This is a genomic window from Pseudonocardia hierapolitana (assembly GCF_007994075.1).
In the GTDB taxonomy this organism is placed as follows: domain Bacteria; phylum Actinomycetota; class Actinomycetes; order Mycobacteriales; family Pseudonocardiaceae; genus Pseudonocardia; species Pseudonocardia hierapolitana.
In genome coordinates this window covers 1,218,121-1,230,249 of sequence record NZ_VIWU01000001.1, presented here as the reverse complement: position 1 = coordinate 1,230,249, position 12,129 = coordinate 1,218,121, and the positions used below count along the sequence as shown (strand labels likewise).

Below are 12,129 nucleotides of genomic sequence, written 5' to 3'. Positions count from 1 at the left end.
CCATCCCCGTGCTGTGGGTAGACCCAGCAGGTGCACCCACCGGTGGGCGGTGCGGCATAGCCTCGATCTCGTGGAGAGCCTCGGAGCCTTCCTGAAGAGCCGTCGTGACCGCGTCACGCCTGCGGCGGTCGGCCTGCGCACCTACGGGACCGCGCGCCGCGTCCCCGGCCTGCGCCGTGAGGAGCTCGCACAGCTCGCGGGGGTGAGTGCGGGGTACTACACGCGTCTGGAGCAGGGGCAGGCCGAGACCGCCTCCGCGCAGGTCCTCGACGCGCTCGCGCGGGTCCTGCAGCTGGATGAGATCGAGACCGTGCACCTGCACAACCTCGCGCGGCAGCCCGCCAACCGCGGCCTGTCCGAGCCGCCCCACGAGGAACCCCACCCGCGCGTCCTCGCGCTGCTGGAATCCCTCGGCGACTCCACGCCTGCGATCGTGCTCGGGCGGCGTGCCGACGTGCTGGCCTGGAACCGGGCCGGTCATGCGCTCAAGGCCGAGCACATCGCCTTCGACGCGCCGCAGGACCCGGCGCGCCGCCCGTCCCTCCCGAGGATGTTCTTCCTCGATCCGCTCACGCGCGACCTGCACCGCAACTGGGACGAGGTCGCCCGCGCCCACGTCGCCTACCTGCGGCTCACCGCGGGTCGCTATCCCACGGACGCGCTACTGGCCGAGCTCATCGGCGAGCTCACGATGCGCAGCGACGAGTTCGCGACGATGTGGGCCAGCGGGGAGGTGGCCGACTGCACCGTCGGCATCATGGAGCTGCAGCATCCCACCGTCGGCGCCGCGAACGTCTCCTACCAGGTCTGGCTCCAGCCCGACAGCCCCGACCACCGGCTCGAGATCTACACCCCGAACGACCCCGGCTCGGCCGACGCCCTGCGGATCCTGGCGCACGAGACCCGCCGGGACAGGGAACCGGACCCCGTTCGATCGCACTGAGCCCGGCGGCTCGACCGAACCGATCGGGCGCGGTCAGCCGGGCCTGCGCTCAGCGGGAGAGGCCGCCGATGAGCAGGTCGACGATCCGCCCGGCCAGGTCGCGCAGCTCGTCGCCGGTCTGGCCCTCGATCCGGCGGTACCACATGTCGACGGCGTTGAGGTTGCTCAGCAGCGTCCTCGTGGCGAGGGCGGCGTCCACCCTGCGCAGGGAGCCGTCCTCGATCCCGGCGGTCACGACGCCGTGGAACATCTGCTCGTAGTCCTTGCGGAGCCGGTTCAGGTCCAGCAGCGCGTCGCGCTGGCGCGCCTTGAGCGCGGGCGACGCCTCGCCGCGCACCGCCTGGTGGACGACGTGGTGGTACGCGACGTCCTCCATCAGGTTGAGCAGGTGGGCGATCGACATGGCGACGAGCCGATCACGACCGGCGCCGGGGCCCTCGACGTGCGGCTCGACCCGTTCCCGGACGCGACGCATGCCCTCGCCGTACACGGCGAGGAAGATGTCGAACTTCGACCGGAAGTGGTAGTAGACCAGGCCTTTCGTGGCCCCCACCTCGTGGGCGATGTCGTCGATCGTGGTGGCGGCGAACCCACTGCGCATGAACGACTCCGCCGCGGCGTCGAGGATCCTGCTCCGTGCGCCGGCCTCGACCTCGGGGCTCGTGCTCACCGGCTCCTCCTCGCTGCCCGCACCGGGGGCATCCTCGCACGCCCCGGCGGCGGTAGTTGACACTCCGTGACGCCCCAGCCTACCGTGATACTGGGTAGTATCGCTGGTGAGAGGCCGTAACTGCGGTTACGCCGCCCCAGCGGACGCCTGGCGATGCGCCCCCGGATCCACATCGACGTCGAAGCCGGAGCCACGGATGACGAGCGCGACAGACCTGCTGCACGAACTCGCGACGAAGAAGGCCATGGCGCGGCTGCTGCCGGTACTCGGCGTCACGTACTTCATGTCCTACGTCGACCGGACCAACGTCGCCCTCGCGAAGACGGCCCTCGAGGCCGACATCGGGCTCAGCGCGGCCGCGTACGGACTGGGTGCAGGCCTGTTCTTCGTGAGCTACGCCCTGCTCGAGGTGCCGAGCAACCTCGTCCTCTACCGGATCGGCGCACGGCTGTGGATCACCCGGATCGCCGTGACGTGGGGTGCGGTCTCCGCCGCGATGATGTTCGTGCAGGACGAGCTGTCGTTCTACGTCCTGCGCCTGCTCCTCGGCGCCGCAGAGGCGGGCCTGTTCCCGGCCATGATGTACATGGTCACGCTGTGGTTCTCGCAGAAGCACCGCGGCACGGTGGTCGGCCTGATCTACACCGCACCGTGCATCGCGATCTTCATCGGCTCCCCCATGGGCGGGGCGCTGATGGAGCTGGACGGCGTCGGCGGCCTGCACGGGTGGCAGTGGATGTTCCTCGTCGAGGGGCTCGTCACGATCCTCGTCGGGGTGCTCGTCTGGTTCCTCCTGCCCGGACGCCCCGCCGAGGCCACGTGGCTCACGCAGGAGGAGGCCGCCGCTCTCACGGAGCGGGCGGTGGGACCGGAGGCCCCGACGCGGACGCACCTGCGCGGGAACCTCCGATTCGCGTTCGGGCGCCCGGTCGTGATCGTCCTGGCCGCGATCTACTTCATCAACCAGGCGATCAGCTCGGGCATCGGCTTCAACTTCCCGGCACTGGTGCAGTCGCTCGGGATCCAGAGTCCCTTCCTCATCGGCGTCGTCGCCGGTGGCGGCGGGATCGCCGGGCTGGCGGGAGTGCTGCTCTTCCCGTGGCTCCAACGGCGCATCGGCCGCGAGATCACCCTCATCGGCGTGTGCGCAGGCGCCGGCCTGCTGATCCTGGTGACCTTCATCCTCTCTACGAGCGTGGGGTTGAGCGTGAGCCTGATCTACGTCGCCAACTTCTTCGCCCTGGGCACCCTGCCGTTGTTCTGGGTTGTGGCCATGTCGCGGATGTCGGGTCTCATGGCGGCGGCCGGCCTCGCCTTCATCAACATGATCGGGATCATCGGTGGGTTCGTCGGCCCCTTCGCCTACGGCCTCATCGAGGACGCCACCGGCAGCCTGATGGCGCCGTACTACACGATCGCCGTCGCGTCCCTGATCGGCCTCGCGCTGGTGCCGCTGCTGGGGTTGATCATCCGCCGCGACGGGGAACGGGAGAGGACGGGAGCGAAACCGGTGGGCACGCGCCTGCAGGCGCCCGCCCAGTCGTCCTGACCCTCGATCCCGCCTTTCGCACCACCGACAACGACGTACGGGGAGACGAGGTCATCGATGACGACGCAAGGACAGGTGTCGACGCGGCAGCCGCGGGTCGTGCTCGAGGGGTACTCCTACCTCGAGTGCCCGCGATGGCACGACGGTCGGCTGTGGCTGTCGGACTTCTACACGAACCAGGTGGTGGCCACCGACGGCCGGGGCGGCAGCGAGGTCGTGGCGGAGGTGCCCGGCCAGCCGTCCGGGCTCGGGTTCCTCCCCGACGGGCGGGCGCTGATCGTGTCGATGCGCGACCACCGCGTCCTCGTCCGGGACGGGTCTGGGCGGCTGGAGGAGCACGCCGACTTGTCCGGCGCGGTCGCCGGGGTCCTGAACGACATGCTCGTGGACGACCGCGGACGCGCGTACGTGGGCAACTTCGGCTTCGACCTCATGGGCGGGGCCCCCTTGCGCTACACGACGCTCACCCGGGTCGACCTCGACGGCACCGTCACCACCGTGGCCGAGGACCTCGGCTTCCCCAACGGCATGGTGATCCTGCCCGGCCGGGTGCTGGTCGTCGCGGAGACGTTCGCCGGCAGGCTCACCGCGTTCGACATCGGCGACGACGGCGAGCTGAGTGGCCGGCGCGTGTGGGCGCAGTTCGGCGAGACGCCGCAGACCGAGGACGTCGGCGAGGCCGTCGCACAGCTCGAGGTGGCCCCCGACGGCATCTGCGCGGACACCGAGGGGTCGATCTGGGTGGCCGACGCACTCCACAACCGCGTCCTCCGGGTCCGGGAGGGTGGCGAGATCCAGGAGGAGATCCCGGCCGGGACCGGGGTGTTCGCCTGCATGCTCGGCGGCGACGACGGCCGCACCCTCTACCTGTGCGCCGCTCCCTCCTTCCCCGAGCACGAACGAAGGCCGGTCCGTGAGGCCCAGCTGCTGGCCGTCGACGTCGACGTCCCGCACGCGGGTCTGCCGTGACCCGTCCGACGAGCGAAATGGAGGGCCCCGTGGAGGTGTCCTGCGCGTTCCCGACAGCCCTGGACTCCCCGGACAACATCGCGCTGGCCGAGCAGCTCGGGTACGCGCGTGCGTGGGTCTACGACACGCCCCAGCAGAGCCCCGACGTGTGGATGACGCTCGCGCTGGCCGCCGAGCGGACCGAGCGGATCGGGCTCGGGCCGGGGGTGCTGGTCCCGAGCCTGCGCCACCCGATGGTCAACGCCGCCGCCACCGCCACTCTCGCCGCGCTGGCGCCCGGCCGGGTCGCCATCTCCTTCGGCACCGGGTTCACGGGCCGCCGCGCCATGGGCTACGGCGCGATCACCTGGGCGTACATGGAGTCCTACATCCGCGCCTACCGCGGGCTCCTGCAGGGCGAGGTCGTCGAGTGGGAGGGCGCCCGCATGCGGATGCTGCACCCCGACGGGCACGCCCCCGCCCGACCGGTCGAGGTCCCCATCCTGATCGGAGCACTGGGGCCGAAGGGACACGAGGTGGCCAAGCGCCTCGGGGACGGCCTCTACGTGACCCTCCAGCTCCCCTCCTTCGCGAGCGAGTACTCCTGGGTGCCCTACCTCGTGTGGGGCACCGTGCTCGACGAGGGCGAGGCCACCGACTCCGACCACGCGCGGCTCGCCGCGGGTCCCGGATGGGCCCTCGCCTACCACGGCGCCTACGAGTTCGGTGGCCCCACCGCCGTGCGGGCGCTCCCCGGCGGCGATGAGTGGATGGACGTGGTGGAGCGGACCGCGGGGGAGCAGCGGCACCTCGCGGTGCACTCCGGACACTGCGTGGAGCTCAGCGAGGCCGATCAGGCGGCGTGGGACGCAGGCGGTCACGCGACACTGCAGGACGTCACCATGAGCGGCACGCGTGACCAGATCCGGCGCCGCCTGGACGAGGCCGCCGCCCGGGGCGTCACCGAGATCGTCTACCAGCCCTGCGGCCCCGACATCCGCGCCGAGCTCGAGAGGTTCCTGGACGCCGCGAGCGGCTGACCCGGGGGTGAGGGCGAGCACGCCGCTGGGTCCGGGCGAAGGCCGGAGGGATCCGCATCCGCACGCGCGCGGCCGCGCGCCCACGACCCCCGCGCCGACGCCTCGCGCTGCTGTGCCGCGGCAGGCGTCCGCACCAGAGCCTGAGCCCCAGGACGAGCCGGACCCGGAGCCGGCCGCCGAGAGCGACGACGACGAGGACTCCCGCGGGGGATCGTCGGCGGGGACGGTGAATCCGGGCTCGTTCTGCGACCCGCCGGGCACCGGGGTGTCGAAGACCGGCAAGGCGATGGTGTGCGCGCCGGCGTCGGACGGCCGCAACCGCTGGCGGGGGGCCTGACGATCCTGCTCGGGCGGCGGAACCCCGGTCACGGGGAGCCGGACGCACGAGCGTGTGCCGGGATGGGAGACGGCTGCGCGTATGGTGGTACGGTCCGGATTCGATCGGCGAGCACGAAAGCGCGGAATGTGACGGCGGTGGAGAAACCGGCCAGCAAGGTTCGGTCGATGAACAGCGTGTTGAGCACGCTCCGCGTCCTCGAGGAGGTCGCCGCCCGTCAGCCCATCGGCGTGTCCGAGCTCGCGCGCGTGACCGCCATGCCGAAGAGCTCGGTGCAGCGATGCCTGGTCACGCTGCAGCAGGCGGGCTGGCTTCGGGTCGTCGACGTCGACCGCACGCGCTGGGGCGTGACGATGAAGGCCCTCGTCATCGGGCTGCGGGGGACCGGCGAGCAGGACCTGCGTGATCTCGCCCGACCCGTGATCAAGCGGCTTGCGGCCGAGACCGACGAGACGGTCCACTTCTCGCTGCGCGACGGGGACGACGTCATCATCATCGCCAGGGAGGACAGCAGTCAGGCAGTTCGCGTGTTCATCGAGGTCGGGACGCGACTGCCCCTGCGGGCCACATCGGCAGGGGTCGCGATCCTGGCCCGCCTGGACCCCGCTGAGGCAGGCGAGGTGTTGAAGCACCCGGTCGAGGACTTCGCCGAGCCGGTGCCGAGTGCCGACGAGCTCCGGGACGAGATCGCCCGGACCGCCGAGCGGGGCTATTCACTCAACGGGTCCGCGTGGTTCCGCCCGCACGTCGTCTCCCTCGGGGCGGCGATCACCAACGCAACGGGCCGCCCGATCGCCGCGCTGACGTTGTCGATCCCGGAGATGCGCTTCGTGCCGTCGGAGGAGGAGGCGTTGGCACGCCTGACCGTCGCCGCCGCGGAGGAGATCAGCGGGCTGATCTCCTCCGTCTGAGCAGGGCGGAGCGCTAGAAGGCTCGGTGGTACTGCCTCGGCCAGGACTCGAGCGGGTCGGAGCCCCTCGCGCGCAGCGCCCAGTAGGGGTCGCGCAGCATCGCCCGGCCGACCAGCACCGCGTCCACCAGGTCCGGGACCGCCTCGTCGAGGTGGTGCGGCTCGGAGACCATCCCCGAGGCCGCGGTGAGGACCCCCGCCTCCCGGAACCGGGGGCCGTACCGGGCGTTGTGCAGGGGCTCGGCGAGGCGCGGCGCCTCCGGGACCAGCGCTCCGGAGGAGAGGTCGACGACGTCGACGCCCGTCGCGCCCATCCGGGCCGCGACGGCGACCATGTCGTCCGTGGTGAGCCCGCCCTCGAGCAGGTCCTCTGCGGGTAGCCGGACGATCAGCGGCTTGTCCTCCGGCCACCCGATGCGGATGGCCCGCACCATCTCCAGGGGGAACCGCATCCGCCCTTCCAGGTCGCCACCCCATTCGTCGCTGCGGTGGTTGGCCAGGGGCGAGAGGAACTCGTGGAACAGGTACCCGTTCGCGCCGTGCAGCTCGAGGACCTGGTAGCCGGCGCGGTGCGCGTTGCGGGCGGCCCGCACGACGTCCTCGAGGATCCGGGTCCCGTCGCGTGTGGTCATCTCGGTCGGGACGGTCAGGCCGGCGAACGGGAGGGCCGACGGCGCCAGCGGCTGCCACCCGCCCTCGGCGGGCGGCACCGGGTTCCGGGCCCCGCCGTTGTCCCACGGCACGCCGTGCGAGCTCTTGCGTCCGGCGGCCCCGAGCTGGACCGCAGGCACCGAGCCGAGGGTGGTGATGGCCTCGGCGAGCCGCCGGTGGCCCGCCACCTGCTCCTCGGTGTACAGCCCGAGATCGCGGGTCGTGGTGCGCATGTCGGGGGAGATGCCGCTGCACTCGACCACCACCATGCCGACGCCCCCCGCTGCGCGGGCGCCATAGTGGGCGAGGTGCCAGTCGGTCGGGGCCCCGGAGTCGTCGGCGGAGTACTGGCACATCGGGGAGAGCCACACCCGGTTGGGGACCGACACGTCCCTGAGCCGGAGTGGGGCCCAAGCTGTGGACACCTAGTCGATCCTCGCTGTCAGGAGGAGCCCGGCGGTCTCCTCGGGTGCCTCGACGAGGAAGTGGTGGCTGCCCAGGTCGTGGACGACGAAGTCGATCCGGTCGCCGTAGCGGTCCACGGCCGCCGGGTCGAGCAGGCCGCGCACGGCGAGCGTGGTGACCGGCTGCGGCACGGCGCGCAGCGCCTCGTCCATGTCCCAGCGCAACAACCCGTCGAGCGCGGCCGCGCCCACCGCGGGCGGGATGCTCGACATCTTCCGGAAGATCGTCTCGCCGAACTCCGGGTCCGTGCCCGGGACCGAGCCCATGACGACCAGGCCGCGCACGGCGGCCGGGAAGTCGTCCTCGAACGAGCGGACCATCCGGCGCGCCACCGAGTCCTCGACCGCCGGGTAGAGGCCGAGGAAGTGGAACGAGTCGATCCCGATCACCTGTGCGACCACGTCCGGCCGCAGCCGCGCGAGCTCGACGCCCACCGCACCTCCGAGTGAGTGCCCCACGACGGTGCACCGCTGCACCGACTCGGCGTCGGTCACCGCGGCGACATCCCGCGCGAACTCCGCCATGGTCCAGGCGGTGCGGGCCGAGCGGGAGTCGCCGTGCTCGGCGAGGTCGATGGTGATCACCCGGTGGTCGGCGGGGAGGAACGCGGCGACCGGCGCGAAGTCCGTCCGTCGACATCCCCAGCCGTGTACGTAGACCCAGGTCGGCCCGTTCTCGGGGCCGCTCACGGTGTAGTGGATCGACGTCTCGTCGCCGCGCTGCACCGTGCGGGTGGAACCTTCGACACTGATCATGATCACGGAACCTCTCCTCGTTCCACTGTGACGAACGAGCGTATCGACTGACGGAACATTAAGGTGCGGTCGGCAGGTCGTCAACAGCCGGCCGTGGCGACCGGCTCACCGTGCTGCGCAGTCCGAAGTGGATGGCCCCGTCCGGGTCCACGCCGACCGAGGGGTCGAGCTCGCGGGAGGAGCCCTCGACGAGCGCCCTGATCCTTGCGGCGGTCTCCGGGTCGGCGACGTGGGGTTCGCCGAGGTCGTCGAGGGTGATCGGGGTGATCCGCAGGCGCGGCGGGCCCTGCACGGGCATCTCCACCACGAAGACGGCGCTGTCGAACCACGGCGTTCCCTCGAAGAGGCGGGAGGCCCGGTAGGGGAGGCCGAAGTAGGTGTCGGGCCGCCGCACCTCGCCCGTGTGGAACAGGAAGTTGCCGAGCGAGTAGAGGATGAGCCCGTCGTTCCAGCGCTCGACGGGGTGCAGGCAGTGGGGGTGGGTCCCCGCCACGACGTCCGCCCCCGCGTCGACGAGTCGCCGGCCCAGGTCCTGCTGGTACTGCGCCAGCGGTCCCTGGTTCGGCGGGAGGTAGGCGAACGGGACGCCCCAGTGCAGGCACACCACGACCCGATCGGCCTCGGCACTGGCCGCGCGCACGCGTTCCTCGACCCGCACGACGTCCGCCTCGTGGGCGGCGCTGCGCACGAACGGCGGCGTGCCGGGCTGTTCCTGCAGAAGTGTGCCGTCCAGTGCGAAGCTCTGGTCGACCCTCAGCGGTGCGATGCCGGGGCGGGCCGGCGTGGCGCCCGCGCCCGGCGGCAGGGTGGCGCAGAAGCTGAGCACGGCGACGCGCCCTCCGGTCGCCGTGTCGACGACGACCCCGGCGTCCGCCTCGGCGAGCGTGCGGCCGCCCCCGGCGTGCCGGACGCCGGCGTCGTCGAGGGCTCGCATCGTGCTGAGCAGAGCTTCCGCGCCGTGGTCGAGGGCGTGGTTCGTGGCCAGCGAGACGACGTCGACGCCGAGATCGCGCAGCGCCCACGCGGTCGCCGTGGGCACCCGGATCGTCATCTCCTTCTCGGCCGGGCGGTCGGTGTCGACCAGCGGGGCTTCGAGGTTCGCGATCGTGAGGTCCCCGCTGCGCAGCAGGGGGAAGGCGGAGTCGTGCCGGCGCTGCGCCGGTTCCCGGGCGAGGACGGTGTCGCCGACGAGAACGATCTTCACGGGCTTCCTCCGGGAGATGTGGCGGTTGACACGGGCGCGGAGCTCCGCTCGAATTGCGTGCCGGATAGTAGCACCAGCGTTCCGCGATGGTGAACGAAAGCTCGCTCCGTCGATCCTCGTAGCCCCGGAGGCGAACCCGCGATGTCACCCAACCGCTACAGCGGATACCAGTCCTTCTCGTACCTGGAGGCGGGGACGGACTACACCGAGTTCGCGCCCTCGGCGGACGTCGGCCGGTTGCCGGAGCACCACCTCGGGCTGACCGACGCCGAGCTGGCGCGGGCCGAACGCCTCCTCGTGGACACCGTCGTGGTGTCGTTGCACGACCATCCGGTGCGGCTGCCCCGCCACGCCCGGACGGAGTTGCTCGACTGGAACCGCGGAGCGCGGCTCGCCTACGGCTACGAGGGGCTGAGCCGCTCCGGATTGGACGCCGTGTTCGACAACCTCGGCTGGGGGGCGTGCGAGTCCCGCAACGGGTGGAAGTGGGACGACGTCATCACCGACCTCGGCATGCGGTTCTGCGACTTCGCGCACCAGGACTACGTGATCCGCGCCGAGTCGGTCACCGACATCCGCCGCGCACACGCCGAGGGGCGGCTCGCCGTGGTCGCAGGCCTCGAAGGCGCGGCGCTGATCGAGAACGAGATCGACCGGCTGGACGTGCTCTACGGGCTGGGTGTCCGCCAGATCGGCATCGCCTACAGCGACGCCAACTCCCTCGGGAGCGGCCTGCGCGAGCGCGGTGACGGGGGCCTGACCGCGCTCGGGCGGCGCGCCGTCCGTCGCATGAACCAGCTCGGGATGGCCATCGACGTGTCGCACTCCGGGGACCGGACCGCCCTCGAGGTGATCGAGGCCAGCGAGCGGCCCGTGCTCATCACGCACGCCGGAGCACGGGGGGTCTGGGACACCCCGCGGATGAAGCCCGACGACGTCATCCGGGCCTGCGCCGAGTCCGGCGGGATCATCGGGATCGAAGCCGCCCCCTACACCACCGTCAGCCCGCAGCACCGCCGGCACACCATCGAGTCGGTGATGGACCACTTCCGCTACTGCGTCGACCTGGTCGGGATCGAGCACGTCGCCTTCGGACCGGACACGTTCTTCGGGGACCACCTGGACGTCCACCACGTGATGAGCCGGAAGTGGGGCGTCGCCGACACCATCAGGTCCGGTCCGGAGTTCGAGACCATCGAGTCCGTCGCCGGGTTGGAGAACCCGGGGGAGTGCTTCCGCAACATCACCCGCTGGCTGGTCAAGCACGGCTACTCGGACGACGAGATCACCGCCGTGATCGGCGGGAACGTGCTCCGCGTGCTCGAGAAGATCTGGTGAGGCCGCCCATGAGGAGGAAGGTCCTCGGCGCCGCGATGGTCGGGCACGCCGTCGAGTCCTACGACTTCGTCATCTACGGGGCCTCCGCGACGATCATCGCCAGGCACTTCTTCCCGAACGAGAACCCCACCCTGGCGATCCTGTCGACCCTGGCCGTCTACGGCCTCGCCTTCGTGGTGCGTCCGCTCGGTGCCGCCGTGTTCGGCAGCATCGGCGACCGCCTCGGTCGACGAACCGCGCTGTCCGCCGTTGTGCTGATCATGGCGGTGTCGACGGCGGCGATCGCGGTGCTGCCCGGCTACGCGACGGCCGGGGCCGTGGCCCCGCTGCTGTTGCTGTGCTGTCGGCTCGCCCAGGGCGTCTCGATGGGTGCCGAGTACACGAGCGCGGCCTCCTACGTGATGGAGCAGGCGCCCGCGCACCGGCGTGGACTGTGGGTCAGCGCGGTGAACAGCGCCACCTTCGTCGGCTCGGCCTTGGCCGCGCTCGCGCTGCTCGCGCTGCAGTTGCTGTCGCCCGCGGCGTACGCCGACTGGACCTGGCGGCTGGCCTTCCTCTTCGGCGGCGTCATGGCGCTGGTCGGCCTCTACATGCGGCTGCGCCTGGAGGAGACGGCCACCTTCCGCGCCCTGGAGAGCAGGGGCGAGGTCGCGGTCAGCCCGGTGCGGGACTCCTTCCGCAACTGGCGGGTCTTCCTCCTGCTCTTCGCGATCTTCGCCCTGCTCGCCGTCGTCGTCCACAACCTCCTCGGCTACTTCCCCACCTATCTGGCGACGACCGGTGGTCTCTCCGACGGCACCGTGCTGACCGCCGGAGTCGTCGCGCTCCTGCTGTGCGCCGCGATGTGCGTGCTGACCGGTGTGCTCGTCGACCGGTTCGGACGCAAACCGCTGCTGGTCCTCGGGGTGGTCCTCGCCGTCGTGGGGTCCGTGCCGGCGTACCTGCTGGCGAACGGCGGGACGTTGCTCACCACACTGGGCGCCGAGATCCTCCTGGTCCTGCCGGCCGCGGTGATCGGCATGTCGGCCACGATCATCGCGGTCGAGATCGTGCCACCGCGCATCCGCGCCACCAGCACGGCGCTGGCCTACAACATGGCCTATGCGGTGTTCGGGGGCACGGCCCCGATCCTCGGAGCGCTGCTCACCGCGTGGTTCGGACGCCTTGCGCCCGGCGGGTACATCACGGTGCTGGCGGTGATCGCCCTGGTCGTCGTGGTGGTCGCCATGCCGGAGACGCGCAACCGCGCGGTGGTGGTCGAACCCGACCCGGTCGAGCACGACGAAGAGTCCGAGGTGCTCCGTGGCGTCAGGTGAGGT

Annotated in this window: 11 protein-coding genes; 7 read left to right on the top strand and 4 right to left on the bottom strand. The window is 71.5% G+C overall.

Translation table 11 applies throughout. The features are described 5' to 3' along the window. Positions 1 to 70: 70 nt before the first annotated feature. Complete coding sequence (locus tag FHX44_RS05935; protein ID WP_147254538.1) at positions 71 to 943, top strand: helix-turn-helix domain-containing protein; 873 nt, start codon at positions 71 to 73, stop codon at positions 941 to 943. A 49-nt stretch (positions 944 to 992) separates the two neighbouring features. Here FHX44_RS05935 and FHX44_RS05930 read toward each other — a convergent pair whose 3' ends face one another. Continuing rightward, complete coding sequence (locus FHX44_RS05930) at positions 993 to 1,613, bottom strand: TetR/AcrR family transcriptional regulator (RefSeq protein ID WP_147254537.1); 621 nt, start codon at positions 1,611 to 1,613, stop codon at positions 993 to 995. Between the two features lie 196 nt (positions 1,614 to 1,809). Between FHX44_RS05930 and FHX44_RS05925 the strand changes: the two genes are divergently transcribed. The 4 genes from FHX44_RS05925 (at position 1,810) to FHX44_RS05905 (ending at position 6,398) form a co-directional block, all read left to right on the top strand. Beyond that, positions 1,810 to 3,162, top strand: coding sequence for an MFS transporter (locus tag FHX44_RS05925; protein WP_147254536.1), 1,353 nt, complete (start codon positions 1,810 to 1,812; stop codon positions 3,160 to 3,162). 57 nt (positions 3,163 to 3,219) lie between these two features. Next, a complete protein-coding gene (locus tag FHX44_RS05920; RefSeq protein ID WP_147254535.1) occupies positions 3,220 to 4,131 on the top strand; it encodes an SMP-30/gluconolactonase/LRE family protein in 912 nt (303 codons plus the stop codon). Between the two features lie 17 nt (positions 4,132 to 4,148). Then, on the top strand, positions 4,149 to 5,150 hold the full coding sequence (locus FHX44_RS05915; protein WP_246170233.1) for an LLM class flavin-dependent oxidoreductase: 1,002 nt from the start codon (positions 4,149 to 4,151) through the stop codon (positions 5,148 to 5,150). A gap of 504 nt (positions 5,151 to 5,654) precedes the next feature. Beyond that, positions 5,655 to 6,398 carry an IclR family transcriptional regulator gene (locus FHX44_RS05905; RefSeq protein WP_246170232.1) on the top strand — a complete coding sequence of 248 codons (744 nt, stop codon included), beginning with the start codon at positions 5,655 to 5,657 and terminating at the stop codon, positions 6,396 to 6,398. A gap of 13 nt (positions 6,399 to 6,411) precedes the next feature. Here FHX44_RS05905 and FHX44_RS05900 read toward each other — a convergent pair whose 3' ends face one another. From FHX44_RS05900 to FHX44_RS05890, 3 genes are read right to left on the bottom strand one after another with little or no spacing between them, the layout of a single operon-like run. After that, complete coding sequence (locus FHX44_RS05900; RefSeq protein WP_147254532.1) at positions 6,412 to 7,473, bottom strand: oxidoreductase; 1,062 nt, start codon at positions 7,471 to 7,473, stop codon at positions 6,412 to 6,414. Continuing rightward, positions 7,474 to 8,268 carry an alpha/beta fold hydrolase gene (locus FHX44_RS05895; RefSeq protein ID WP_147254531.1) on the bottom strand — a complete coding sequence of 265 codons (795 nt, stop codon included), beginning with the start codon at positions 8,266 to 8,268 and terminating at the stop codon, positions 7,474 to 7,476. It lies immediately after the preceding gene. Between the two features lie 58 nt (positions 8,269 to 8,326). After that, positions 8,327 to 9,472: a CapA family protein gene (locus FHX44_RS05890; protein WP_170308795.1), complete on the bottom strand. Its 1,146-nt coding sequence runs from the start codon at positions 9,470 to 9,472 to the stop codon at positions 8,327 to 8,329. A 141-nt stretch (positions 9,473 to 9,613) separates the two neighbouring features. On the opposite strand from FHX44_RS05890, the gene FHX44_RS05885 reads away from it, so the two are divergent. Then, positions 9,614 to 10,810, top strand: coding sequence for a dipeptidase (locus tag FHX44_RS05885; protein ID WP_147254529.1), 1,197 nt, complete (start codon positions 9,614 to 9,616; stop codon positions 10,808 to 10,810). A gap of 8 nt (positions 10,811 to 10,818) precedes the next feature. Next, the gene (locus FHX44_RS05880; protein ID WP_147254528.1) at positions 10,819 to 12,126 is read left to right on the top strand and encodes an MFS transporter; all 1,308 of its coding nucleotides are present in this window, start codon (positions 10,819 to 10,821) and stop codon (positions 12,124 to 12,126) included. Positions 12,127 to 12,129: the final 3 nt, after the last annotated feature.

Bases quoted from the DNA above. Each gene is read 5' to 3' on its own strand.
- FHX44_RS05925 (WP_147254536.1), top strand. From the start codon at position 1,810: ATGACGAGCGCGACAGACCTGCTGCACGAACTCGCGACGAAGAAGGCC.
- FHX44_RS05920 (WP_147254535.1), top strand. From the start codon at position 3,220: ATGACGACGCAAGGACAGGTGTCGACGCGGCAGCCGCGGGTCGTGCTC.
- FHX44_RS05915 (WP_246170233.1), top strand. From the start codon at position 4,149: ATGGAGGGCCCCGTGGAGGTGTCCTGCGCGTTCCCGACAGCCCTGGAC.
- FHX44_RS05905 (WP_246170232.1), top strand. From the start codon at position 5,655: ATGAACAGCGTGTTGAGCACGCTCCGCGTCCTCGAGGAGGTCGCCGCC.
- FHX44_RS05895 (WP_147254531.1), bottom strand. From the start codon at position 8,268: ATGATCAGTGTCGAAGGTTCCACCCGCACGGTGCAGCGCGGCGACGAG.
- FHX44_RS05885 (WP_147254529.1), top strand. From the start codon at position 9,614: ATGTCACCCAACCGCTACAGCGGATACCAGTCCTTCTCGTACCTGGAG.
- FHX44_RS05880 (WP_147254528.1), top strand. From the start codon at position 10,819: ATGAGGAGGAAGGTCCTCGGCGCCGCGATGGTCGGGCACGCCGTCGAG.